Genomic DNA, 23,329 nt, shown 5'->3' with positions numbered 1-23,329 from the left:
GTGCGGTTTCGGGGAGTGGCTCACGGTTGGGGCGCAGCGCATCCATAGGCCGCGAGGTTCAGCTTTTGCGGTGTGCCCTCCGTCTCTTCGATGAAGCGGGCGAAGTCGCGGGCCCGCTGGAAGGCCCCGACTAGCTCGTCGGTGTGCTGGTACAGCTCCACCTCGACTTCGTCGGCGAGCTGCCCCTGTCGGTGGCAACGGCCGATAGCCTGTTCCCACGCGGCCCCATCCGCTGGCGGGTTCACGAACAGCATCCGCGAGAACATCGTCAGGTTCTTCCCGGTTCCGTGCGCGCGGAGTGACGCGACGATGGAGCGCTTCCCACTCTCCCGAATGACGGTCGCCGACGCTTCCGGGCCACCGCCATAGAAGGGCACGCCCGCCGCCTTCGCGATGCGCTCGCCAAGCTCGGGGAACTCAACCCACACGATTCCTGGTTGCCCCTTGCGTAGCGCCCACTTCGCCGCGTCGTTCACGATGAAGTCGGACAGCCACACGGCTTCCGTGACGTGGACGACGCGCTTGTGAATCTCGCCCCAGGCGGGCCAGGAGTGCGCGCGCCACGTCGGGAGGTCGCCGTCATAGGGCGGGGACTGGTGAGCGCGAATCGCGGCACGGACGAGCAGGCCGGGGGAATCGAGGTGCTCGGCGGGGCGCTTGAGGCGCTCGCGCAGCTCCCGGTTGAACTCCTGCCGGCGTGAGAACCAACGAAGAATCAGCTCGGGATCTTGCGGCGTGCCCTGGATGGCCGGGTAGCGCCAGCGATGGAAGAAGCCGCTCGCGAGCTGCCGCGCGCAGACGACCCGTTGCAACTCGTCGACGAACTCTTCGCCATCGGGGCGTTGCCCGCCGAGCGCCGTCTGAATGTGAGCAAGCAGCTCGTCGGGAACCTTGCCCGGGTCGCGCGTGCGGATGACCAGCGGCATGCCGACGGCGCTCTCGTCCGTGGCCACGACGCCCGGCGTTGCATTGCGCCAGCGCCGATAGGCATCCCGCACCCGACGGCGTTCGCGCTCGGCTTCGTTCTCCCCTTCGAGCGGGGCGAGCTGCTGATAGGGGTCAACGAGCTTGAGCAGCTCGCCCGGGGGCGCAACGGTATGGCCAGGGTCCAGTGCTGCGGCCCACTCCTCGACGACATGGTGCTTGAGCGGTAGCGGGCTGCCGTCACGTAGCGCGTACTCCGCGAGGTGGGCGTAGTCCTTCACCGTTCGCGTCGCGAGGGTGCCCGACTGGGCCACGAGGCGCGTTTCGGGGTTCAGCTCCAGGTAGCGAAGGAAGCGGCCCGTGCGCGCGCTCTTCCGGTCCTTCAGCTTGTGGGCCTCGTCGCAGATGATGAGGTCCGGCCGGATGCGCGTCAGGAGGTCAGTGCCTTCCTGGGTCGAGAACTTCTCGTAGGTGATGACATGGAGGACGGGCAGGCCAGGCCGGAACCACCTGCCGCCCGCGAGGTTGGGCAAGCGCCAGTGCCCGCCGTAGTAGTGCCAGTCAACGTCGATGAGCTGCGCGCGGAGGTTCGAGGGCAGGAGCAACACGGCAACCTTGCACTCAGGCATCACGAGCGGCAGCAGGAGATCAATCAGCGTCTTCCCGTGGCCCACGCCGATGGGAAAGAGCCCGCCACCCGTGCGCGCGGCTTCGCTGAGCGCCAATCGCTGCACGGGGAGGAGCGACGTAGGGCAGCGCTTCCGAAGTGACTCACAGATGCAGCGTGTTCCCGAGGGCGCGCGTAAAGTGCCCTCCATCATCACAAGCGACAAAGCGCGGTGAGTGAACGCCGGGTTCTTGCGCTTCAGGCTGAGCACACGTGCAAGGTCTGGGGACCAGCCAACGGGCTGCCCCTTCGCGATGGTGGCGCGGTCCCCCGTGAGCTTCGCGAGGGCAGCGGGCGCAGCGGTAACGGGGCGCTCGGCAAGAGTCGCCGCGCCCGGGTTCAGCCGGTGGAGTAGTTTCATGCTGGGAAGGGCAAGTGCCCCGCCAGCCGAAGCCGACGGGGCCGGTGAAGTGTTGTCAGCGGATGCCGCGAACGACCACGTCGAAGGACGGTTCGAGGGCTTCGACGATGACCTGCATCAGCTCCGACTGGGCGACCCCGAGCGCGGTGTAGATGCCGGGAGGGGGCAACTCGGCACGCGCAGCCATCGCGAGCGCGCCACGCCACTTCCCGAACCCGAGCGGGGAGTCGGAGCCCGCGAATCGCACATCGTCGACGCCCCCTGCCTGGGCGACCTTGTGGTGCATGTCGTCGACATAGCCAGTGAGCGACTCGGGGCGCGGCCCGTCATGTTTGGTCGGCACGCAGTCGACGAAGAGAACACGAAGGTCGCTCTTGGACTCCGAGGGCGAGGGCTCGGGAGCCTTGCGCGGGCGCCCTCGTCGCTTCGGCGCGGGCTGCTCGGCGACCTCGGGGGCCATCTGCACAGGCGCGGGCTGCGGCGCGTCGGGGGGCAGGACGGCGGGCAGCTCCAGGGCTTCGCGCTCAACCGCGGCGACGGTGGTGGGAACGAATTCGGACGGCTTGCTGAGCAGCTTGTCGCGTAGGGACATCGTCTTGTTCTCTCCTGTGAGGCACTTTCCAAGGAACGGACACCCGCCGTACTTCGTGCAGGCGGGGCCGTAGTTCGCGGGCACGTCGTCAGCTCGGGCGGCTTGCGCGTGCTCCTTCATTGCTTCGACTTGAGGCTCGACCTTCGTTCGCCACTCGCGCTCGATGTGCTCGAAGGTCACCGACGCGATGACCGATGCCGCAAGGCGCTGGCCCCGGGTCTGGTAGTAGATGTGCTCCAGCTCCAGCGTGCGCAGCCCTGGGAAGCGCTCGGTCTGGCCAAGCGCCCACGCGCCATAACCCACCATCTGGAGTCCGGGTTCCGTGTCGGCGTCGGCGAGCTGCTCGGCGCTCGCGGCGTTGCTGGCGATGTTGCTCGTGAACTTGTGGTCGGTGATGCGCAGGACGCCATCAGTAGCGAGCCGACGAGGATTCACGACGTCGATGAACCCCGTGAAGGGAATCCCGCCCGCCGTCAGTGGCGGGGCGCCGTCGAGCGGCTGTTCAACGAGCAAATCAGGGCCGGGCGCGGGCAACAGATGGGCCCCCGACTGTGCGAAGGCTCCGAGCACGTCTTCGCCCGTCGACAGATAATGCTCAAGCTGCGCGTGGCCTTCGGTGCCGACCTGCTGCGCCCCCGTGGTGGGCTCCGGAAGGCGCATGACCTTCTGGAAGAACCACGCACGGGGACACAGCTTGTGACGCTTGAGCTGGGACACACTCAACCGCTGTATGACCCCGGCGATGACTGATGCGCTGGGCTTCGGGCTTTCGATGGAGTGAGTCACCCCATATTAGTTTGTGCGGTTTCTGCTTCTGGCCCCAATTCATGGCGAAGTCTTGCATTGGCAATCTCGACATAGTCGGAGTCCCGCTCAATCCCGACAAACTCAAAGCCTTCTGCGAGCGCGGCGACCCCCGTCGACCCGCTCCCCGCGAACAGGTCGAGGACCGCGCCGCCTGGAGGGGTGATGAGCCGGCAAAGCCAACGCATCAGCGCAATCGACTTCACTGTCGGGTGGTGGTTGTGGCCTCCACCGGAGGTCGCCCCGGCGCGTGGCGAGTTCATGCCCGCGCTTCCCTCCTTTCGGCCGCAAGCGCCGGCACCTGAGCGAAACGGCAGATGGGTGCAGCCCTCGTCCCGCTCCGTCCTCGTGGGCTTGGCTACGTAGAAGAACCGACTCGCACCACTACCAGGGGCCTGCGCGTCGAGCAGCTCCGCTGCGGCTTCGTCGAGCGTCACGTTCGCAGGCCAACGCCCCGACTCGTCGATGCGCTGCTGGGGGCGGCTAGCACCGTAGACAGCACTCGTGACGGGCTCAGCCCGGCCGGGGTTGCGCGCCTTCGATGCGGAGAGGTCTTCGGGACTCGCGTGCGGAATCCGGCAGGCCGCGACGTTGAGCCCGCCCGTGCGCCACTGCTGAACGTTCGCCGCGACCGTGCCCATCAGGGGCTTGCGGCAAAGTATCCAGTGTTCTACCGCTGGCTTGAGTGCTGTTCCCCAGCCCGCCCATTCGCGCGCTGCGTCTGTTGCGGGTTCATCGCGCCGAGCGCCGTTGGAAAGGTTCGCCCTGTGTCCATGGCGCGCTATCCAGCGTTGAACGGGGGACGCCATCTCGTGGTGGCCCGTGATTGCACGGCGGAACCAATTGGGGCCGGGCTTCCCCTTCTCCGCGACGAGCCGCTCGGTAATCTCACGAATCGTTTCCGGCAGCTCGTCGATGCCGAGCAGCTCCAGGAGCTTCGGCCAATGGGCAGCGTGGGGCACCTCGGGTTGCGCACCCTGAGTAGTCCAATGCCCTGCCATCCCGTTGTGCCCGAAGGCCGCGTCGATTCGTGCGTTCGTGAGTCCTGCAAGGTCCCGCATCTCCGCAATCCAGCGGGTGACGAGCCGGACTTCGTCCATGTTCCGCTTTTGCTTGTCGATGGCCTGTGACACGTCGAGGGACTTCGGGAACCCGGTGCCGAACAGATGCAGCACGACGTCTCGAATCTCAAACCCAGCGTCTTCCAACGCGGTCGCGGTCCAGTGCGACGTTCGCGGGAGTGCCCAGACGAGCGCATGGCCCCCGGGCTTGAGGACATACAGCGCCTTGCGCATCACATCGGCGAGCCACGTCACCCACGCGTCACGCCCACCCTTGTCGCTGTCCCACTCGCGACCCATGAAGCCGATACCGGCCGGTGGGTCCGTGACAATGGCGTCGATGCTGTTGGGAGCGAGGACCGCGTCGACGCGCGCCGCATCTCCAAGGAAAAGAGCAGCACGGTCGGTAAGTAGCTTGTTTTTCATTGAATATTGCTATGTGTGGTTTCTGGACGAATCTCAGTCGCGCATTGAGCTGTTGTGGCCGGTGCGTCGCTCGCCGCGCTTCTCCGTGGGCGCGTGCCGCAGCTCTTCCGGCAAGTAGTAGACGAGAGGACGCGTCCCATCCCCCATCCGGCGCTGGCCACGCGTGAAGTGCAGCGCTTTCAGGGCCGCGCCAATCTCCCGGGAGATTCGTGGGTCGACCTGTGCCGGGTGGAGCGCGAATGCCTCCACACCAACGTGCAGGATGGTCACATCGCTGGGTCGCTTCTCGGCGGGCATCTCGAGGAGCCATCGCAGGACGACTTCCTTGCGGCTGTCTCCGTGGTTCTCCATGCGCAGCGCGGCTTGCTGCTCGGCTCCCGTGGCTTCTTCGTTCGTGAGCCACCATGACTCGCCCTGGTGGAAGCGCACCACGGCTTCGGCCCAAATCTGGTCCCTGTCGCGCGCCAGTGCCTCGGTGTCGATGCGGGAGCACTTCACCGGCCAGAAGCGACGGTGCCCCGTAGGGTCGCGCAGGTAGTCGTCGTCATTGGTCGTCCCGACGAACACGCAACGGCGCGGTGTCTTGACGTTGGTGCGTCCGTAGGGAGGCCGATAGGTGTCCTCCGTGCGCGTGATGAACGCCTTGAGGGCTTGGTCCTCGGACTTGCGGAACGTCGACAGCTCGGCCAGCTCGATGAACCAGAACTGAGAGGCCAGCATCGCGCTGTCCTTGTTCGTGACGTCGACAGGGGCATCGGAGAAGTAGCGCCCTCCCAGGATGCGGAACGCGGTCGACTTCCGAAGCCCTTGGGGCCCTTCGAGAATCATCACCGTGTCGACCTTGCACCCGGGCCGCAGGGCACGCGCAACCGCGGAGATGGCCCACTTCGCCCCGACGGCCCGCAGGTATCCGGCATCTCCGCGCGCGCCGAAGTAGGTCGCGAGCAGCTCGTCGAGGCGCGGCTTCCCGTCCCAGACGAGCCCCGCGAGGTAGTCGGCGACAGGGTCGTAGCTGTTGCGCTTCGCGACGGCGAGGAGCTGTTGCGCGACGGCCGGAACTCGTGGCTGCAAGCCGAGCTGCCCATAGGCGCTTCGCTGAATCCAGTTGGTGACCAGCACGTCGAGCGTCTCCAGGTCCATGCCGGGACCGAGGGGGCCGCCTTCCACTTCAAGCGCCTTGTTCACCTCGTTGAAGCGGAAGACGCCGCGCCACTCGGGGGAGCTGAGAAGCACGGTGTAGATGTTGGCATCGCAATTCCGGATGCGCTTGCCCCCGTCCTTCGTCTCGTCGAGCACAAGGTCGCGCATCCAGTCGTCCGGGTTCGGCGCGTCCTCCTCGGTGCCCGGAGTGTCCTGTGACGTCGGCGCGGGCGCCTTGCCACCGAGCGCCTCCCAAATGGCTCGATTGTCTGCCTGTCGGGCTTCGTCGCGGGCCTTTCGTCGCTCACGGTGGCGCCGCAGCTTCAGAACGGCTTGCGCGCACAGGTGCTCGGCGCCCTCTCTCCAGTCCGTGGCTGCGAAGGACCCACGGAACAGCTCAAGGACGGCCGACTCGGGCGTGCTCAGCGGCAACACGAATGCCGCGCACGACATCAACGTGTTGAGCGTGTTGTCTTGCTCGCCAACAGGGGCCAGGGGCTCACCCGCGAGGACCCGGCGCACAAGGACGACATGCTCGGGCTTGCGGATGCGTCGCAGGTGGGCCCGCAGCTCGTACAAGTCGGCGGGGACGGAGTCGGGCGTGGGTGCCGGGGCCGAAAAAACAGGCGTCGACACCGGGAGGCCCGCGCGAGACATGTCGAGCAGCGCGTCGACGTCCAGGGGCGCTCCGTTGCCGGTGAGGGCGAACGGCTCGGCTCCTTCGGGCGCGTCGGGCAAGAAATACATCCGCGCCAGGTCGCGTGTTGCCGGGTCCGCTGGCAGGGAGAGCATCCGGATTGCGGCCTCGCGCACGGATGCCCATTCGCGAGGGAGCACGGGCCGAGACAACGGCATCACCAGCCGCAGGCAGTAGTCGTCAGGGGGTAGGTTGCTGTGCGTCGAGTGAAGGGCGTAAGCCAGCCCGTTGCGCTCGACTGCATCGAGGAACGAGAGCTGCGGAACCTTCAGATGGTCCAGGTCGAACACCGCAACGGTGACAGCTCGCACGTTCTCGCTGCGGCGCCGCTCGACGATGTCCACGGGGCTCCAGGCGGGGCCGTTCTTCCCGGGGCAGCCACGGACACAGGGCGTTGTGGGGCACTTGCTCCGACGGTGCGTGACGAGCTTCGCGGCCAGCTCGGGCCACGACAGCTCCACGGAGTGCGGCACGTTGTCTTGCGCTGAGCCGTAGAGCGCGACTTTCTGGCGTTGAGTGGGCGCGGTGTCGGGACGAGTCGAGGAGTAGCTATCGGTTGAGTTCACCCTAGTAATAGTGGGTGATTTTCACGCGTGACCCACAGTGGCCTGCTTTTTTCGCCCGGGGGGAGCTGCGTCGGCACTGCACTGTGATTTCAGGACGTGGCTCACCAAACCGTACGGTCAACAGTCGTCACCCCGTCTCTTCTAGATTCCTTTTCTCCTTAAGGAGAAAGGTGAGGTGGAGATAGGTAGTATACAATACTATAAGAGATGCGCGTGATTGAGGGATTGAGGAACACGGTCCCCGAAGCGTGACTGCTGACGCTTCGTCCGCGCCCCCCCGAATGCCGGGCACTCCCGGAAGCAACAGCACCCCGAGTGGAAACCTCGTTCGTTGTTCGTTGGTCGCCGACGGTCCACTCGTGTTTTCCGCACCATCTACATGCGGGCTGGGTCGTGCGTGCGGGACGCACGGCAGATGAAACGCAATCCGCGCAAGGGCGATGTATCAGCGTGACTGAGACTGAGTGTGAGACGGGCGCAGTCGGCACGGAGCGTGCTTTGGGCGCGAAGATGGTTCGCAATGCTTGTTACCGGGGCGGGGAACGAAAGGAACGGAAGCTCTCTGGGTATGTCACAGCATCAGTGCGTCAGGCAGAGTTGGTAACTCTCGTCATGCGCGCCCGCGCGAGTGGCGATGCCGCTCTTGAGCGGCGTCTGTCCGAAGAGATGCTCAAGTCAGTGCGGCCCATCATCCGGCGTGTCGTCGGGTCTCTCTTGGCGCGCGCGGGTTCGCTGGAGCCACGAGACCTCGAACAAGTCGCGAGAGAGGCAGTGCTGCGCGCTATCTCGACGTACGACGCAACAAGGGGAAGTCAGCCTTTCGGCAAGGTCGCATTTTTCAGAGTTCGCGCTGCCTGCGAGCACCACACGCGACTTCACTCCAGCGACGTCCACTTGAGCGACGGTGACTACAAGCGCCGCACTCTGCGTTCACGTGCGCGCGAGGAACGGAGTGTTGTCCGAGTCCACTCGCTGGACGCACCATCTCAGTTCTCTGACTACGGCTCTGTCGCGGAGTCGCGGAGCGGTGAACTGGAAGCCGCACTTCGAGAGATGTCGGCCGTGGATGCTGGCGACGAGACACCCGAAGCGCTGTTGCTGGCTGGTGAGCGTCGAGCGCTCGTCCTCGGTGCGGTGCGGCGGCTGTCCCGTGAGCATCAAGAGCTGGTGTCTCGGGTGTTCGGCCTCCATGGCTCTCCGCAGTCGGTTCGCTCCCTCGCTGAAGCATGGGGCACGCCGAAGAGCCGAGTTAACCGGATGCTGGCGAGTGCCCTGGAAGAGCTGCGCGAGCTGCTAGCCGACGAAGGGGCGTAGCCTGCCCGTCATTGTCGCGGAGCGACGGGGCCCATGTGCCGTGTGCTCCCTCGCAATCGAGCCGGGAGAGGTCATCAGCTACGAGCGCACCGTCGGCCCGCGGCACATGGCGTGTGCGGACATGACTGCGGCTCGCCGAAGGAACCGCTACCCCAGTGCATGCGAGCTGTGTTGCACGCGGCTTCGCAGTGGTGCCGGAGTGCTGTCCTTCGTCGAGCAACAGAGTCCCCAAGGCACATGGATGCGCCGTTGGTTGGTTCGGTGTGTCGACGTCACCACCTGCGACGCGCGACTTCGTGCCATGTAATGAATTGCACTGAAAGTGAGACTGTTTTTGATATGGGTGAAATTTCCTGTAGGCGAGCCCCCCGGGTCGGATTTCCTGTCTGGGGCCGGGCTTAGGCTTGCTCGGAGCGCCCCCACTTTTGAAAAATTTTGGGAAAACCGTTGGGCTGATGCGTTTTGTTGGGCGCGGCGACGAAAAAGTTCGGGAAACCACACCATCTATAGTGGGTGGCACGGCCTACCAAACTCACCCCTGAGCTTCAGCAGCAGATCTGCGACCACTTGAGGTCCGGCCTCTTCCGTCGAGCGGCGGCGGGCCTCGTGGGCGTCGACGAGCAGACCCTCTCCCGCTGGTTCCACCGTGGCGCGAGCGAGCCGCGAGGGCTCTACCGCGAGTTCTTCGTCGCGGTGAACCGGGCCGAAGCCGAGTTCATGCAGGGCGCGACGGAGACGCTTCAGGCCGCCGCGACGACGAACCCCAAGCACGTCCAGTGGTTGCTGAGTCGTCGGTTCCCCGAGCTGTACGGTCGACGCGACAACGTCGAGTCGAAGAGCCCCGAGGACCAGACGGCCGATACCGCCGCGTTGCGTGAGCTGCTGATTGACAGGCTGGGGAAGTTCCTCCCCGACGAGTTGCCCGCGCCCGCTGATGCCGCTTCCCACATGCCGCCTGACGAGAAGGGGGGCGAGTGATGCGCAGCCTTCTGTCAGGGGCCTGGGGGAAGTTCGCCGAAGGGCTCGCGCCGCATGAGTCGCCCGCTTCCAGGATGGTTCGCGCGGCCGGTTCTCGCGCTCAGCTCGCGAAGCTCTTCGGCGGGCTCGACGACAAAGAGGCCGAGCTGCTCGTCTACGACCTCGACTTCTGGGCGCGGCGCGAACAGGTCCCCCCAGACAAGTTCTCGACGTGCTTCGTCATGGCCGGGCGCGGCTTCGGGAAGACGTGGTGCGGCGCGCGGTGGGTCATCAAGAAAGCGTGGCAGGCGAAGAGCGTCGGGGCGCTGATTGGCCCGACGGCGGCGGACGTGCGCGACACGATGATTCGCGGTGCGTCCGGCATCCTCGCCCTGTCTCCGCCCTGGTTCACGCCGAAGTATGAGCCCAGCAAGCGCCGGGTGACGTGGCCCAACGGCGTCTATGCCATCTGCTACTCGGCGGATAAGCCCGACCGGCTGCGTGGGCCGAATGCCGGATGGGGCTGGGGCGATGAGCCGGCTTCGTGGAAACACGACATGGCCGCGGTGGACCAGTTGCCCCTGGTGCTGCGCATCGGCTCGCGCGAGGACCCGCCGCAGCTCCTCCTCACGGGTACGCCGCGCCCGCTGAAGAAGATTGAAGAGCTGCTCTTCACCAACGTGGAGACACAGGAACTCAAGCCGGGCGTCGTGCTGCGTTCGGGCTCGTCGCTGAGCAATGCCGCGAACCTGGCGCCCACGGCCATTGCCAACATGCGCGCGCTTGCGAACACCCGGTGGGGTCAGCAGGAGGTTCTCGGGCGCCTGCTCTTCGACGTGCCCGGCGCCATCTTCGGTTCGGCGAAGTGGGTGCGCGTCGACGCGGACCCTCACGAATACGCCCAGCAGTTGGACAGGCGAATCGTCAGCGTCGACCCGAGCCCCACCAGCGAGACGGGCTCGGACGAAACGGGAATCATCGTCCAGGGGTGCAGGTCGAGCGTGCTCTTCGGGGCCGACGGTGTGTCGCTCAAGCGCGTTTCGGTGCTCGCGGACCTGTCCCGCCGGGCGAGCCCTCGAGAGTGGGCAACGACGGCCATCCGCGCCTATCTCGAATGGGGATGCGACGCGCTCGTGGTGGAGGTGAACACGGGCGGGGAGATGGTGGAGACGCTCATCAGCACCGTGGCGGGCGAAATGGGCGTGAGCGTCAACGTGAAGCCCGTCCGTGCAACGAGCGCGAAGAGCAAGCGCGCCGAGCCCGTGTCCGCGCTGGCCGAAGCGGGCCGCGTCGAGTTCGTCGGGACATTCCCGAAGCTCGAACAGCAGCTCAGCAAATTCACGGGGGTTAACGGGCGCCGCGATGACAGGGCCGACGCCTTCTGCTGGGGAGTTCATGACCTCGTGTTTGTCGAGCAGTTCTTCGCGGTGTGAGGTTCTCCATGGGGTTGCTCGACAAGATGCGCGCCGCGCTGGGCGGTGGCAGCAAGCGGAAGGGAACCGGCCTGGAGCTGAGCCGCTGGGCTTCGGCCCCGCCGCGTCGCGAGGTGCCCGCGCTGCTCGCGGCCTATGCCGAGATGCCGTGGCTGGGGACCATCGTCGACACGGTGGGCGACGCCTTCGCGGATGTGACGTGGCGGGCCTTCGTGCGACAGGACCCCACGACGCGGAAGGCCCTCGTCGACGTGTCGCTGCGGCGGGCCTGCGGTGACGTGCGCCGCGAGCGGTTGAAGTCGCTCGTCGACGGGGCCGGTGCGGTGGAGCTGCCGGACCATCCGATGCTGCGGCTGCTCGCGGACCCGAACGACTACATGACGGGCCGCGACTTCGCGAAGCTGTTCTGCCTCCACTACGACCTGACGGGGGAATTCTTCGCCGTTGTCGAGGAGATGGCCGGCGTCCCCGTGGGGCTGTGGCCGGTGCCCCCCGACTGCGTGCTCGCACTGCCGGACCTGAGCAAGCCGAAGTCAGAGCGCACGTACACGGTGACGGCCGGTGGGCGCATGTTCTCGCTGCCCGCCGCGAGCGTGATTTACGTGAAGCGGCTGAACCCGGCTGACCCGCTCGGTCGCGGCATTGGCATCGCCTACGCCCTCGGTGACGAGGTCGACACGGACGAGCACGCCGCGCGCTTCACGAAGAATGCCTTCTTCAACAACATGTTGCCCGGGGCCGTCATCGCGATTGAGGGCTTCAACGAAGGGCAGGCAGGCCCCGCGAAGGCGTTCAAAGAGAGTCTCGCGCGTGAGTACGGAGGCCCCGCCAACGCTGGCCGGGTGATGATTACGAGCGGCAAGACAACCTTCGCTCGGCTCGACACTCCGTTTCGCGACATGCAGCTCGTCGAACTGCGCCGCTTCCTGATGGACTTCGTACGCATGGTGTACCGCGTGCCCCCGGAGATTGTGGGCGACGTGACGAGCAGCAACAAGGCGACGAGCTACGCCGCACGCGAGCATCTGGCCGAGCAGGCGACGAAGCCGCGCGCGGAAGTCTTCCTGGCCTCGATGCAGAAGAGTCTTGCGCCGCGCTTCGGTGACGACGTGCTGCTCTCCTACGACTCCCCCGTACCCGCCGACCGCGAGCATCGGCTACGGGTGATGGGCACGCTTCCGAGCGCATTCACATTCGACGAGTGGCGCACCGAAGCCGGGTTCAGACCGCACCCCGAGCGGCAGGGGTTCGCCGAGCTGTTGCCTGGACAGAAACCGAACGAGCCGGGCCAGACGCCAACGCCCGTCGAGGGCGGCGCAGCAGAGGCAGGCGCGGAAAAGGAAGACTGAGCCACACGCGAAAACCACAACATCTACAGGGGGCATGACTGCATCTGTTTCACGCTCCCTTCGATTGAGTGCTGTACGCAAGGACGCGGCGACGCTGAACGTCGTCGAGTCCGTTGGCGGGCGGCGCGTCTACAAGTTCAGGGCGAGTGACGGCGACTTCGACCGCTACTCCGACCGGCTCAACGTGAAGGGCTGGCGCGTCGACGGCTACAACGCGAACGGCGTCGTGCTCTTCAATCATGACGACGGGGCCAAAGCCGCTTCGTCGGGTGCCGAGCCTCAGTTGCCCATCGGCAAGGGGCGCGTCTACATCGAGGGCGACGCCCTGATGGTCGACGTCGAGTTCGACGACGAAGACGAGTTCGCGAAGCGCGTCGAGCGCAAGGTCGCAAAGGGCATCCTGAACGCTGTCTCCGTCCGCTACCTCATGCTCCCGGGCCAGTACCGGCAGAACGAGCGAGGTGGCTACGACTGCGACGGACAGGAGCTGCTCGAAGTCTCCGTCGTGACGATTCCGGGGAACGCTCGGGCCGTGCGCGCGAAGTCCTTCGAGGATGGGGGCGAAGACCTCGTCGAGCGGATTGCCGTGCGCGTGGCCGAGCTGCTCGACGCGCGGGCCGAAGCGAAGTCGACGGACGACGAGGACGCCGAGCCGGAAGTAGCCGCCGAGCCCGCGCCCGACACGGAAGAGCCGCCTGCCGAACCGCCGAAGGCAGACGACGAGGAAGACGACAAGGCGAAGGGTTTCAACGCCTCCGACGCAGCGAAGAGCTTCGTCGAGGCATTCAAGAGCTACATCCGAGGGGTGAAGGAATGACTCGCGAGCAGGTTGCAGAGATGGTGAAGGCGCTGGGCCCGGAGGTGGCGCGAGAGCTGATGGACGCCGCAGCTCGTGGCGCGCCCGGCCGCACGGAGTCGGACAAGGGGCCGCATCCGGGGAGCGTCTACGCGAGCCCTGAGAATCTGGGGGCGTTCGCGAAGAGCGTCATCGCGGCGGGGCGACGCACGGGCGCGGCCGAGCTGGTCGACGCCGCGAAGCGCTTCGGCAACGCGGATGTGCAGAAGGCGGTTCAGCTCAGCAAGTTCGACTCGGCCGGCGTGCTGGTGCCCATCCAGCAGAGCGGCGAGGTCATCGAGTTCCTGCGGCCCGAAGCCGCGCTGCTCAAGCTGGGCGTGAGGACTCAGACGTTCAAGGGCGAGCTGCACATGGGCCGGCAGACGGGCACCTCCGAATTCCGCTGGGTCGGCGAAGGCGAGACGGTGCCGAAGAGCGCGCCCAAGTACGGCAAGGTCGTGCTCAAGGCGCACAAGGGCATGGTGCTGGCCGACATCAGCAACGACTTGCTGCGAACGCCGGGCGTGGGCGATGCCGGGGTGGGCGAGGACATCCGCGCGACAGTGGCCGATGGGCTCGACGACGCGGGCTTCAACGGCGATGGGGCGGGCGCAATGCCGAAGGGGCTCTTCGCTCAGCTCGACGCCGCGCACACCTTCGCTTCGACGGGAGTCACGCCCGCGGCGTACCTCGCCGACATCGACAAGGCGGTGGAGCTGCCGCTGACGGCGCATGTCCGCATGGGCAACGCGGCGTGGGTGCTCCACCCGACGCGGGCGACAGCCCTGCTTCAGCTCCAGAACTCCGGGGTGTGGGTGTTCCGTCAGGAGATGCTCGACCGGGGCACGATTCGCGGCTTCCCGTTCGTCATGACGACGCGCGTCCCGTCGACGCGAATCACCTTCTCGGCCGACTGGCGCCAGTTCATCTACGGAATCGACGAGGACCTGATTCTGTCGGAGCACGACACGCGGGCCGAGTTCGACGAGACGACCATTCGCGCCATCGTGAAGGCGGACTTCAAGGCCCGCCAGCCGAAGGCGTTCAGCTCCATCACCTACGGCACCTGAGAGGCCCCACCATGAACGCCAATTCCACTGACGCGGGCGTGCTCGTTGGCATTCGCCTGGGCACTGCCCCTGCCGCTGTGAGCGCTGGGACTCGCAACAGCGCGGCCATTGACCGGCTGGGCTTCGACTCCTGCGTGCTCACGGCGTCGACGGGAGCTGCTTCGGGCACGCCGACGGCCCTGTCGCTCGCCGCGAAGCTCCAGGAGAGCACCGACGGCCAGAACGGTTGGACGGACCTGGCCGGTGCCGCAGTCGAGCCGCTCACGGCCCCCAACTCGGTTGCGCGCGTGAACGTCCGCCTGTCCACCGCGAAGCGCTACGTGCGGGTCGCCGAGGCCATCACCCTCACGGGCGGTACAGCCCCCACGCTCGGCGCCTCCAGTCTGCTGGTGCTGTGCGGCCCCGACGAGATTCCGGCCCCCTAGCAGCGCAAGACGGGCCGGGGCTCCCTCACCACGGGGGGCCCTGGCTCCGTCGTTCCTAAGCCCTCCTGAGTCCCTTCCATGGCCCGACCTACTGACCTCTGCCTTGCCCCGACTGTCGCCGCCGACCTGGGCGTGACTGTCGACCCCCATGTTGAGCGCTGCGTGAGTGCCGCGAGCGGCGCGATTGCCGCCCTGTGTGGCCGGGCCTTCGAGCGGGCCACGGTGACGGAGCACCCCGCGAGCTACGGGCGCCCCTACGTGCTCCTCGCTCGCCCGCCGCTCGTCGAGGTCATCAGCGTCCGGGAGGGGGGCGAGCTGCTCGACGCCACGGCCTATACCGTTGCCGGGGACCTCGCGGCTGGGGGGCTCCTCTACCGGCTTGCCGGCGTGTGGCCCGAGACGGCGCATGTGGGCGGGCTCGTCACGTTGACTGTCGACAGCCGACAGGGCCACCCGGGAGCACTGGCCGTCACGTACACGGGGGGCTGGGTGACACCCGGACAGGTGGCGCTCGATGCGGCCACGGGCCCGGCCACCCTGCCCGTTGAGCTCGAGGAGGCGGCAATCCTCGAAGCGTGCGCGCTCTACCGGGGGCGGGGGCGTGATGCGGACGTGTCCGCCGAGAGCCTGGGGGATTGGTCCGTGAGCTACCGCGAGCGGAGTGCCGGCCAGCGCCTCGCGAGCCCCCGCGCCGAGCTGCTCGTCATGCCCCACATCCTGCGGCGGGCGAGCTGATGAGCGGACCCGCCGCGCGCTTCCGGCAGCTCGTCAGCTACGCGGAAGTCATCGGACGCGACGCATGGGGAACGCCGCAGCTCGGCCCCTTCCGCATTGCTGCCGCGCGCATCCAGCCAAGCCGCAAGCTGATTCGCGATGCCCAAGGGGCTGAGTTCGTCGCGTCGTATGTCGTCTACACCGTTGCTCCCATCACCCTACGCCACCGGCTTTGGTTCCCGGGGGATGACCTCTCCGACTTCAACCACGCGCGCCGCCCTGCCGCCGTTGATGACTATGTCGACGGTGCGGGTGTCGTGCGCTACCGAAAGGTCTGGCTGTGATGGCCCGTGACGTCGCCGCAGACCTCGCGCAGCTCCTCGCCGCGGGCGGGCTTGGGCTGAGCGTTGGAAGCAATCTATTCCTGGGTCCGACGCTCGAAGCCGATGAAGCCACGGTGCCGGACGTGTCGTGCTTCGTCCTGCAAAGCGGGGGCGACCCGCCGCAGGGCTATCTCGGAGGGCGAACGACGTACCGGACCGTCACCTGTCAGGTGCGCGTCCGCTCGGCTCGCGAGAGTTTCCGCGCGGGACAGGCTCTCGCCCTCTCGGCCCTCGACGTGCTGCATCTCGCGAATGCCGCGCCCTACGTGCTGATTGAGGTCGACGAAGGGAGCCCCAACTATTTCGGCATGGACGGCAGTGACCGGCACTGGTGGACCTTCACCACGGAAGCCTCGTTCGTTGAATCAGGTGCGTGAGTGGTCCGTTCGTAGAATCCACAACATCTACAGGGGGCAATGCCACTCAAGGTCGCGCTTGATTTTCGATTGCTGGACAAGCTGCGCAAGGTCGAAGGGCCCGTGCTCGACGACCTCGCGCCGTTGGCCCGCGAGCATGCATCTACGGTGCTCCAGGCGAGCCGCACCCTTGTTCCCGTCGGCAAGCGCGACACGGATGGAAAGCCACCGCTGAGCGCGTCGGGGTTCGTCGATGGCCCTGCGGTGAATGCAGAGAAGGCCAGCGTCAGCGCAACGGCTGGGTACGAGCACGAAGCGGCGGGCGCGATTCACGAAGGATTCCACTGGGGCGCGCAGCGCTTCGCAGAGCCCGTTCACTTCCTGCGCAAGCCCGCTCGTAAGGGGCGCGCGAAGTTTCGGAAGGCTGTCGCGGCTCGGATTCTTGCAACGCTTTCGAGGCTCTTCCCGAGCCGGTAGGGATTCAAATGTCATCCCCTGTTGCTGCTCACCTGGATAGCGTGTCGGTGCGCTCGGACACCAATGCCGCGCAGCCTGTTGACCGCGTCGACGGACTGACGGACGCGTCGCTGAGCGAAACGGGCGACTTCGTCGAGACGAACTACCTGGGAGGCTCGGGCTACAAGTCCCGAGTCCAGACGCTCAAGGACACGAGTGCGGACCTGTCGGGGCACTTCATGACGGGCGACGCTCCGCAGTCCGTGTTGCGCGATGCACGCGACAACGGGAGCACCGTCCACGTCACGTTCATTTTCGACCCGAGCGCTACCGCCGGTTCCAAGGGCAAGCGCATCCCGATGGTTGTCACCGGCTACGACGAGAAGCTGACGCCGGGCGGTGTCGTCGAGTTCACCTGCAAGCTCTTGGGCAATGGCGCCCCGGTGGCCGTCTGATGTCGGTCATTCCCGCGCACGTTGGCTCCCTGTCCATCGCGGGCGAGCCCGAGGAGTTCGTCAACGCCGAAGCCGTGCCCGCGCCGGGCTTCACTGGCACTGAGTACCGAATCACCGACCCCGCCCGTCGTCGGCTCAGCCCCGGAGTGCCCTCGTTCGTCGAGGTCTCTCCCGACGGCGATATGGATGCCGCTGCGTGGGTGCCCGCCGAAGCCATCGTCGATCCACTCTTCGGCTTCGTGTACCTCACCACCGCCCCCGGTCCTTCGGCGCTCGTGCGCGTTTCCGGCGCCTCGCTCCCAGTCCAACCGGTGGCGCTCGTGCGCTCCCTCTCCCTCTCGGTGACGAACGACGTCGTCGAGCTGCAAGTCATGGGGGATGGCTATAAGCGGCGCGCGGTATCGCTCCGGGACTTCTCCGGGGAGCTGGTGGGCCTGACGGCGCTCGACGTGCGCTTCGAGGACGAGGCTCCGCTGCTCGTCGAAGTCAGCAAGGGCGCGGGCTCCGAGGTGTTCCGCGCGTGGGTGAAGGTGCCTGAGCTGGCGCACAAGCTGACGCCGGGCGCCCTCTACGAGCACACCGTGAAGTTCATCGGCCACGCCTACCCCACGGGGAGCGGCGCCGCCATCGCTTGGGGATACGGCACCCCCTGAACCACTGCCGGAAAGGAAAGAGTCATGTCGAACAAACACAAGCTGCTCGCGAAGAACCGTCGCGTCATGAAGTCGGTGGAGATTGACGGAGTGAAGGTCAACATCATCAAGCCGACGATGGGGGACCGGCTTCGACTGATTGAGCAGGCCCGCGCCGCTGGCGAGATGACCGAGCAGAACGAGCCGACGGGCGACCGTGCCGGAGCGCGCATGCTGGCGCGAATCGCCGTCTGCGTGATGAACGACGCGGAGACAGGACGCCCGATGTTCGCCGTCAACGACCTCGACGAGCTGCTCGACGAGTCCTGGCTGGAAGACTTCGCGACCGACCTGACCGACGTCTTCAATGTCACCGAAGGACAGATGCGGGGAAAATAGACAGCGACCCCGAAGCAAGCCTGCTCTACGGGGTCGCGTCGCTTCTGAAACTGCCCCCCGACGCGGTTCGGGCGATGGCTTACGAAGATGTCATCGGGTTGGTGGCCTACGCCCGAAAAGAAGCGGACGAGTTGGAGCGGCGCTCATCCTCGCCCCCGACCGCTGCCGTGTCGCCACCGGGACAGAAGTCTGTTCGACGATTGCGGAGGAAATGATTCACCATGGCTGGCGGCGGTCTCAAAGTTGGTGACGTCTACGTCGTCGTGACTGCCGCCGTCGGCGAGTTCACGAAGTCGATGCGGAAGATTGTCGCCGACGTGGCTTCAGCCGCGGGCAAGATTGAGCAGCTCGGGAACAAGATTGGTGAGATTGGCGCGATTGTCGGCGCGGGCCTCTATGGGGCGCTCTCGGCTGCCGCTGCATTCGACTCGTCCGTCACGGAGCGGATGGAGCGAATCAAACTCGTCTTCCAGAACTTCGGCGCGGAGATTGGCAACGCGATTCTTCCTCACCTGGAGCGCCTCTCGGATGTGTTGGAGCGCGCGTTGGGGTGGTTCCAGCGGATGGACCCTGCGGTGAAGTCCGCGATGGGCAGCTTCCTCTTCTGGGGGACTGCGGCAGGGCTCGCGGGTGGCGCCGTGGGCAAGGTGGCGGGGGCGGTGAAGCAGCTCGCCGAAAGCTTCCTCGCGTTCGTGGTGCCCGCGCTGGATGGTGCTGGAAAGTCGCTGGTGCGGTTCTCCGCGTTCCTGACGAGCGAGACGCCAGCCGTCGAAGGCAACCTGAAGAAAGTCGCGAAGGGGGCCGAGCAGGTCGACGCGAGCTTCGCGACCGCTTTCCGCAACGCTGCCGCTCGCATCCTGACGGTAACGGCCCCCCTTGCTGCCGTTGCGCTCGCGGTGACGGGCGTCGTGATGCTGGCGGGCACGCTCTACAAGGCATGGCACGACAGCAGCACCGGCATGCGCGACGCCTTCGTTTCCATGTGGCGGGCCGTGACGGATGTTGCTGGGCGCGTCGCGAAGTTCTTCCAGGAAGTCTTCGCGGGGCTCGCGGCCATCGTGGGTGCGTGGGCTCGCGGGCAGCTCGACACGTTCGCCTTCGTGGTGCGCAACCTGGCTCGACTGGCGGCGCCTCTCGCGCGTGCGCTGAACCTTGATGGCGTTGCGAGCGCCCTGGACGGGTTGAAGGACTTGACTGGCGACGCGGTGCTCGGCGGTTTGAAGGGGCTCGTCGAGGGCACCGTCAGCACCTTGCGCAGCGGGTTGGTGTCCGTCTGGGACGGAGTCACCTACGGAGCGGGCTACGCGTTCGACGGTGTGAAGCTGATGGGGGGCGATGCCGCTGCATTCCTCCGGGAGAAGTTCGGCGGTGTCTTCGACGACATGCTCGGGCCGAAGGGCAAGCTGCGCACGCCCACGGAGACACCCGAGATTGAAGTCGGGAGCGTGGAGATTGGGAAGTTCGACGCGAAGAAGTTCCTCGCGAGTGTCGGCAACACTGCGTCGGTCATCGCGGAGGTCGCGCGCCGCAAGGCGAAGGAACTCGCTGACGCGCTCGCTCGGGCCGCTGACGAAGCAAAGCGCGCGCTGACGAGCCGGTTCAGTCAGGCATTCGGTCGCATCTACGAGCTTGTCGACCGCTTCCAGCAGGGCATGTCGGCCGGTGGTGTCTGGGGTGGCCTGATTGCCGTCGTCGCCGAGCTGCTCTCCCAGTCATCGACGTTCGGAAGCCTGCTTCAGATGGTGACGAACTTCATTCAGTACGTGGCCGACGTCATCGGACGGGTGCTGGCTCCCGTGCTCCCGTTGTTGGCCTCCGTGTTCAACATGGTGACGCCACTGCTCGACGCGCTCGTGCCGGTGCTTGAGATGTTCTCGAAGCCGGTTCAGGCGATTACGCCCATCTTCGAGGTGCTCGGCACGCTGTTCAAGGGATTGGCCCCCGTCATCACGGTGTTTGGGCAGATTCTTGTCGCGCTCCTAGAGCCGATGACGCTGCTTTCTGGCCCCATCATGAAGGGGCTCTTCGCCGTCATCCGCGTGGTGGCGATGGGCATCCTTTACGTCGTGAAGGGCATTGGCACGGTGTGGAACGCCATCATTGGGTTCATCGCTGGCGTGTTCAAAGCTCTCGGCAAGATTCCCTTCGTGGGTGGTGCGTTCAAAAAGATGGCGCAGGGATTGGACAGCATGAAAGTCCCAATGGACGCGGTCGACAGTGCGCTCGAAACCCTGAAGGACACCACCTATGACACCGCCGCCGCAAACGCCGCTGCGGGTGTCGCCGCGTGGGAGAACGCCGCCGCGACGAACAAGGCAACCGAGGCCCTGACCAACGTGCCGACTGGATTCAAAGTCGCGCTCGCTCGGTTCAATGCACAGGACCCGATAGCAGGTTCGCCGTCGAGCCCCCTGGGGACGTCGCCTGTTGCTCCCAGTCCTGTCGTTCCGGTGAGTGGTGGCAACGTCAGCGTCGGGCAGATTGTGATTCAGGGGGCCGAAGACCCGGAAGAGACCGCCCGAAAGGTCTACATCGAGATGAAGCGCGGGGCACACCGACGTCGCGGCAACGGCGAGTGGCTGAACGGGAGATATTGAGATGCCCTTTCTTGCCCTGAACGGAATCCCGGTGCCTGTCGCGGAGGGCCGGCGAAGGCAGGTGAACATCGGCACGGACTCACGCGCGTTCAGCGGGGCCTATCGGCTGGGGCGGCGCGCGGTTCGTCAGGAGTGGGAGTTCAAGACGGTGCCGCTGTCCCCCGAGGAGGCGCTCGCCCTGCGCGGCCTGATTGCGGGTGACGGACATGCGCTGGCCTTCGATGGCGACGCCTTCACCAGTCGCGGGCTCAACCGGATGACCGCCGTGGGAACCACCTTCCAGGGCGCGAGGTTCGGCGGTGGGCTGAATCTGGCGGTTGGGGCTTCCGCCGCGTGGGCCATGCAGCTCGGGGAACGCTGGACGGCCCTGCATCACGTCTACAGCAGCGCGGCGGGTGCGTGGCTCCAGGTCATCAATCGGAGTGACGGCAGGCGGTGGACTCAGGGAGTGCCTTTGGCGAGTGCCGGGGGGCTGTCGGTCGTCTCGGGGTCGCTTGCGGTGACGGGCGCTACCAACGTGGTGAGCTTCGACGATGTCGTGGGATTGCCTTTCGAGGTTCCCGACACGTGGGTTCCCCACCTCGTTGCGTGGCACACCGCGAGGGCCTGGAGTGCGCTTCCGTTCCTCGTGGCGAGCGGAGGCTTTCTGCCCACCGACGCGACGGTGCTCGGCGAGGTGCGGGACGGAGAGTTCGTCGAGTTCAGTCACAACGGGTCGCGCGTCGTCGGTGAGCGGCTCGAATTCACGTTGAGGGAGGTTTAGTCAGCATGCGCGGCATGTCGTCTCAGGGGCTCGCGGTCCTCGCGAATCCGGCAGGGCACGCTTCCCACGTTCGCGTGCGGGTTCGTGACGGCGCGGGTGGGTGGGTGAACTTGAGTCAGCTCGAAGGGCGCGACTTTCTCGACGCCGTCGAGGTCGACGAGAGCGTGGACCAGCCCGTCTCGGCTTCGACCGTCACACTCAAGCGGCAGATTGACTTCTTCAGCCTGGCGCCGCTCCGAGCCGACTCGAAGCTGAACGCCAACAACGGGCAGCTCATCCGGCCGGGGCGCGAGTTCATCGTCGAAGCGGCGGTGTCGCCCGTGGGCATGTCGCCGAGCGCGGGCGAGTGGCACTTGCTGTTTCACGGCGTCATTGACGAGGTGGACTTCCCCGACGAGCAGCTCGTCTTCCGTGGGCGCGACCTTGGGGGGCGGCTTCAGGATGTGATGATTGAAGTGGAGCGCCCCTATGGGGACTCTGTCGCGGGCGTCGAAGTCGAAGCCGTCATGCAGAGCATCCTCGCCGACAGCGGAACGGGCGTGCTGCTGCATACGCCGGTTGCCCCCGGGTGGAAGATTCGGCGGTACGCCCAGAGGAAGGCGAGCGTCCTCGACGCGCTTCGGGACCTCGCCCAACAGATTGGCTGGGAGGTGCGCTATCGCTGGCGTGAGGCGAGCGCGAGCTTTGTCCTGACGTTCAGCGAGCCCCAGCGCGTGAATCCCTCGTTGGCCTGGACCTTCGCACCCGGCGACTACCGCAACGTCCCGAAGCTCGCCCTCAACAAGACGGAGGTTCGCAACAAGATTGAAGTCGTCTACTCGGACGTGGGGGACTTGGACGTCGCGCGCCAGACGAAGCGGAAGAGCGTCGTCGTGGAGGATGCCGCGAGTCAGGCAGCTTATGGCGTGCGCTACATGCAGCTCGCGGAGGACGCGTCGAGTAACATCAACCGGGAACTCGAAGCGCGGAAGATGGCGGATGCGGCCCTGTCCGACTTGAAAGAGCCGCTCGCGGACCAGGAGATAGAGCTCGACTTCTTCCTGCCGGTGGAGCTGGGCGACCTCTACCGGTTCCGTGCGAATGGCGCCCACTACTCCGACGACCAGAACCTCGCGGTCACCAGCTTCCGGCATGCCTTCACTTCGGAGGGTGACGCGCTGACGACCATCACCACGCGGGGGAAGCCCTCGTTTGGCGTCTCCGTGTGGCTGGAGATGGACACGCGCCCGGGGCTGAGCGAGCCGGTCCACACGTTGCCCCCGCTCGACCCGCTCAACGTGGCGGTGACGGCCATCGTCAACGGCTTCTCCCTGTCGCTCACACCGGCACTGAGCGGCCCTCCGGTGGCGTCCTTCGAGCTGCACATCTCGACGTCGAGCGGCTTCGCGCCGAGCAGCTCCACCTTGCGCGGCACCTTCGACACGACGGTGTTTGGTGCGTCCGACCTGATGCCGGGGACGGCCTACTTCGTGCGCGTCGTCCCTCGGGACAGGTTCGGCAACCGGGGCAACGCGTCCCCTCAGTTCGAGGTCGTCCCGAAGAAGCTCGACGGGGCCTCGCTGGGCGATTCTGCGGTCGGCTTCCAGCACTTGCTGTACCCGCCGACCGACAACCTCATCCCCAACGGCTACAACGAGGCGGGCCTTCGCGCGGTGGGCAAGCTGCCCGAGGGCGACAAGCTCGTCGAGGACCCCATCAACGCGCGCTCGGGCCGTTGGGTTCGGAGAGTCGAGCTGTCGAACGTCGGGGCTTGGCCGGGACTGAGCTGGACGGGGGGCTACGGTTCCGCAGCTCCGGGCGGGAGGCTCAAGTGCTCGCCAGGGGACCAGTTCTTCGCCGAGGTCTACGTCAAGGCGTCGTCGGCCACGGTGTCGGGGATGGGGAACCTTCATCTGCTTTGGGAGGACGCGAACGGCGTCTATTCGGGGCAGACGGCGGTGGTGGGGGTGGGGC

At 66.4% G+C, this 23,329-nt stretch carries 21 protein-coding genes; 17 read left to right on the top strand and 4 right to left on the bottom strand.

What is annotated here, in order from left to right; translation table 11 throughout:
* Nucleotides 1–20 precede the first annotated feature (20 nt).
* The 4 genes from FJV41_RS28855 to FJV41_RS28835 form a co-directional block, all read right to left on the bottom strand.
* Entirely contained in the window at nucleotides 21–1,658 is a 1,638-nt protein-coding gene (locus tag FJV41_RS28855; protein WP_246137482.1) for a DEAD/DEAH box-containing ATP-dependent helicase, read from the bottom strand.
* 349 nt (nucleotides 1,659–2,007) lie between these two features.
* Complete coding sequence (locus FJV41_RS28850; protein WP_246137481.1) at nucleotides 2,008–3,261, bottom strand: PD-(D/E)XK nuclease family protein; 1,254 nt, start codon at nucleotides 3,259–3,261, stop codon at nucleotides 2,008–2,010.
* 65 nt (nucleotides 3,262–3,326) lie between these two features.
* Nucleotides 3,327–4,835 carry a DNA methyltransferase gene (locus tag FJV41_RS53930; RefSeq protein WP_246137480.1) on the bottom strand — a complete coding sequence of 503 codons (1,509 nt, stop codon included), beginning with the start codon at nucleotides 4,833–4,835 and terminating at the stop codon, nucleotides 3,327–3,329.
* Nucleotides 4,836–4,868: 33 nt separating this feature from the next.
* Nucleotides 4,869–7,238: a virulence-associated E family protein gene (locus FJV41_RS28835; RefSeq protein ID WP_141645787.1), complete on the bottom strand. Its 2,370-nt coding sequence runs from the start codon at nucleotides 7,236–7,238 to the stop codon at nucleotides 4,869–4,871.
* A 1,053-nt stretch (nucleotides 7,239–8,291) separates the two neighbouring features.
* On the opposite strand from FJV41_RS28835, the gene FJV41_RS53925 reads away from it, so the two are divergent.
* From FJV41_RS53925 to FJV41_RS28750, 17 genes are all read left to right on the top strand, one after another.
* Nucleotides 8,292–8,552, top strand: a complete 261-nt coding sequence (locus FJV41_RS53925; protein WP_246137479.1) for an RNA polymerase sigma factor — start codon at nucleotides 8,292–8,294, stop codon at nucleotides 8,550–8,552.
* A 567-nt stretch (nucleotides 8,553–9,119) separates the two neighbouring features.
* Nucleotides 9,120–9,530: a hypothetical protein gene (locus FJV41_RS28825; RefSeq protein ID WP_246137478.1), complete on the top strand. Its 411-nt coding sequence runs from the start codon at nucleotides 9,120–9,122 to the stop codon at nucleotides 9,528–9,530.
* A complete protein-coding gene (locus FJV41_RS28820; protein WP_141645784.1) occupies nucleotides 9,530–10,942 on the top strand; it encodes a terminase large subunit domain-containing protein in 1,413 nt (470 codons plus the stop codon). The genes FJV41_RS28825 and FJV41_RS28820 overlap by 1 nt, the downstream gene beginning before the upstream one ends.
* An 8-nt stretch (nucleotides 10,943–10,950) precedes the next feature.
* Complete coding sequence (locus tag FJV41_RS28815) at nucleotides 10,951–12,291, top strand: phage portal protein (RefSeq protein ID WP_246137477.1); 1,341 nt, start codon at nucleotides 10,951–10,953, stop codon at nucleotides 12,289–12,291.
* Between the two features lie 34 nt (nucleotides 12,292–12,325).
* Nucleotides 12,326–13,108 (top strand): HK97 family phage prohead protease, encoded by a 783-nt coding sequence (locus FJV41_RS28810; protein ID WP_141645783.1) that lies wholly within the window; start codon nucleotides 12,326–12,328, stop codon nucleotides 13,106–13,108.
* A complete protein-coding gene (locus FJV41_RS28805) occupies nucleotides 13,105–14,196 on the top strand; it encodes a phage major capsid protein (protein WP_141645782.1) in 1,092 nt (363 codons plus the stop codon). The genes FJV41_RS28810 and FJV41_RS28805 overlap by 4 nt, the downstream gene beginning before the upstream one ends.
* A gap of 11 nt (nucleotides 14,197–14,207) precedes the next feature.
* Nucleotides 14,208–14,621: a hypothetical protein gene (locus FJV41_RS28800; protein ID WP_141645781.1), complete on the top strand. Its 414-nt coding sequence runs from the start codon at nucleotides 14,208–14,210 to the stop codon at nucleotides 14,619–14,621.
* Between the two features lie 78 nt (nucleotides 14,622–14,699).
* The gene (locus FJV41_RS28795) at nucleotides 14,700–15,356 is read left to right on the top strand and encodes a hypothetical protein (RefSeq protein WP_141645780.1); all 657 of its coding nucleotides are present in this window, start codon (nucleotides 14,700–14,702) and stop codon (nucleotides 15,354–15,356) included.
* Nucleotides 15,356–15,679: a hypothetical protein gene (locus FJV41_RS28790; RefSeq protein WP_141645779.1), complete on the top strand. Its 324-nt coding sequence runs from the start codon at nucleotides 15,356–15,358 to the stop codon at nucleotides 15,677–15,679. The genes FJV41_RS28795 and FJV41_RS28790 overlap by 1 nt, the downstream gene beginning before the upstream one ends.
* Entirely contained in the window at nucleotides 15,679–16,095 is a 417-nt protein-coding gene (locus tag FJV41_RS28785) for a minor capsid protein (RefSeq protein ID WP_141645778.1), read from the top strand. The genes FJV41_RS28790 and FJV41_RS28785 overlap by 1 nt, the downstream gene beginning before the upstream one ends.
* A 39-nt stretch (nucleotides 16,096–16,134) precedes the next feature.
* On the top strand, nucleotides 16,135–16,551 hold the full coding sequence (locus FJV41_RS28780; RefSeq protein WP_141645777.1) for a hypothetical protein: 417 nt from the start codon (nucleotides 16,135–16,137) through the stop codon (nucleotides 16,549–16,551).
* A 41-nt stretch (nucleotides 16,552–16,592) separates the two neighbouring features.
* Nucleotides 16,593–16,985, top strand: a complete 393-nt coding sequence (locus FJV41_RS28775; protein ID WP_246137475.1) for a phage tail tube protein — start codon at nucleotides 16,593–16,595, stop codon at nucleotides 16,983–16,985.
* A complete protein-coding gene (locus FJV41_RS28770; RefSeq protein ID WP_141645775.1) occupies nucleotides 16,985–17,638 on the top strand; it encodes a hypothetical protein in 654 nt (217 codons plus the stop codon). Before FJV41_RS28775 ends, FJV41_RS28770 begins: the two co-directional genes overlap by 1 nt.
* A gap of 24 nt (nucleotides 17,639–17,662) precedes the next feature.
* A complete protein-coding gene (locus FJV41_RS28765; protein WP_141645774.1) occupies nucleotides 17,663–18,016 on the top strand; it encodes a phage tail protein in 354 nt (117 codons plus the stop codon).
* Nucleotides 18,017–18,237: 221 nt separating this feature from the next.
* The gene (locus FJV41_RS28760; protein ID WP_141645773.1) at nucleotides 18,238–20,613 is read left to right on the top strand and encodes a phage tail family protein; all 2,376 of its coding nucleotides are present in this window, start codon (nucleotides 18,238–18,240) and stop codon (nucleotides 20,611–20,613) included.
* 1 nt (nucleotide 20,614) lies between these two features.
* Entirely contained in the window at nucleotides 20,615–21,376 is a 762-nt protein-coding gene (locus FJV41_RS28755) for a hypothetical protein (protein ID WP_141645772.1), read from the top strand.
* A 104-nt stretch (nucleotides 21,377–21,480) separates the two neighbouring features.
* The coding region (locus FJV41_RS28750; protein WP_246137474.1) for a fibronectin type III domain-containing protein at nucleotides 21,481–23,329 on the top strand (1,849 nt) is incomplete at its 3' end.

The organism is Myxococcus llanfairpwllgwyngyllgogerychwyrndrobwllllantysiliogogogochensis (assembly GCF_006636215.1).
In the GTDB taxonomy this organism is placed as follows: domain Bacteria; phylum Myxococcota; class Myxococcia; order Myxococcales; family Myxococcaceae; genus Myxococcus; species Myxococcus llanfairpwllgwyngyllgogerychwyrndrobwllllantysiliogogogochensis.
Note: the sequence above shows the minus strand (reverse complement) of the source record. Positions and strands in the feature narration are given on the sequence as shown.

Coding starts and splice junctions, on each gene's coding strand:
- FJV41_RS53930 (WP_246137480.1), bottom strand. CDS start 4,835: ATGAAAAACAAGCTACTTACCGACCGTGCTGCTCTTTTCCTTGGAGAT.
- FJV41_RS53925 (WP_246137479.1), top strand. CDS start 8,292: ATGTCGGCCGTGGATGCTGGCGACGAGACACCCGAAGCGCTGTTGCTG.
- FJV41_RS28820 (WP_141645784.1), top strand. CDS start 9,530: ATGCGCAGCCTTCTGTCAGGGGCCTGGGGGAAGTTCGCCGAAGGGCTC.
- FJV41_RS28815 (WP_246137477.1), top strand. CDS start 10,951: ATGGGGTTGCTCGACAAGATGCGCGCCGCGCTGGGCGGTGGCAGCAAG.
- FJV41_RS28810 (WP_141645783.1), top strand. CDS start 12,326: ATGACTGCATCTGTTTCACGCTCCCTTCGATTGAGTGCTGTACGCAAG.
- FJV41_RS28805 (WP_141645782.1), top strand. CDS start 13,105: ATGACTCGCGAGCAGGTTGCAGAGATGGTGAAGGCGCTGGGCCCGGAG.
- FJV41_RS28800 (WP_141645781.1), top strand. CDS start 14,208: ATGAACGCCAATTCCACTGACGCGGGCGTGCTCGTTGGCATTCGCCTG.
- FJV41_RS28795 (WP_141645780.1), top strand. CDS start 14,700: ATGGCCCGACCTACTGACCTCTGCCTTGCCCCGACTGTCGCCGCCGAC.
- FJV41_RS28790 (WP_141645779.1), top strand. CDS start 15,356: ATGAGCGGACCCGCCGCGCGCTTCCGGCAGCTCGTCAGCTACGCGGAA.
- FJV41_RS28785 (WP_141645778.1), top strand. CDS start 15,679: ATGGCCCGTGACGTCGCCGCAGACCTCGCGCAGCTCCTCGCCGCGGGC.
- FJV41_RS28780 (WP_141645777.1), top strand. CDS start 16,135: ATGCCACTCAAGGTCGCGCTTGATTTTCGATTGCTGGACAAGCTGCGC.
- FJV41_RS28770 (WP_141645775.1), top strand. CDS start 16,985: ATGTCGGTCATTCCCGCGCACGTTGGCTCCCTGTCCATCGCGGGCGAG.
- FJV41_RS28765 (WP_141645774.1), top strand. CDS start 17,663: ATGTCGAACAAACACAAGCTGCTCGCGAAGAACCGTCGCGTCATGAAG.
- FJV41_RS28760 (WP_141645773.1), top strand. CDS start 18,238: ATGGCTGGCGGCGGTCTCAAAGTTGGTGACGTCTACGTCGTCGTGACT.
- FJV41_RS28755 (WP_141645772.1), top strand. CDS start 20,615: ATGCCCTTTCTTGCCCTGAACGGAATCCCGGTGCCTGTCGCGGAGGGC.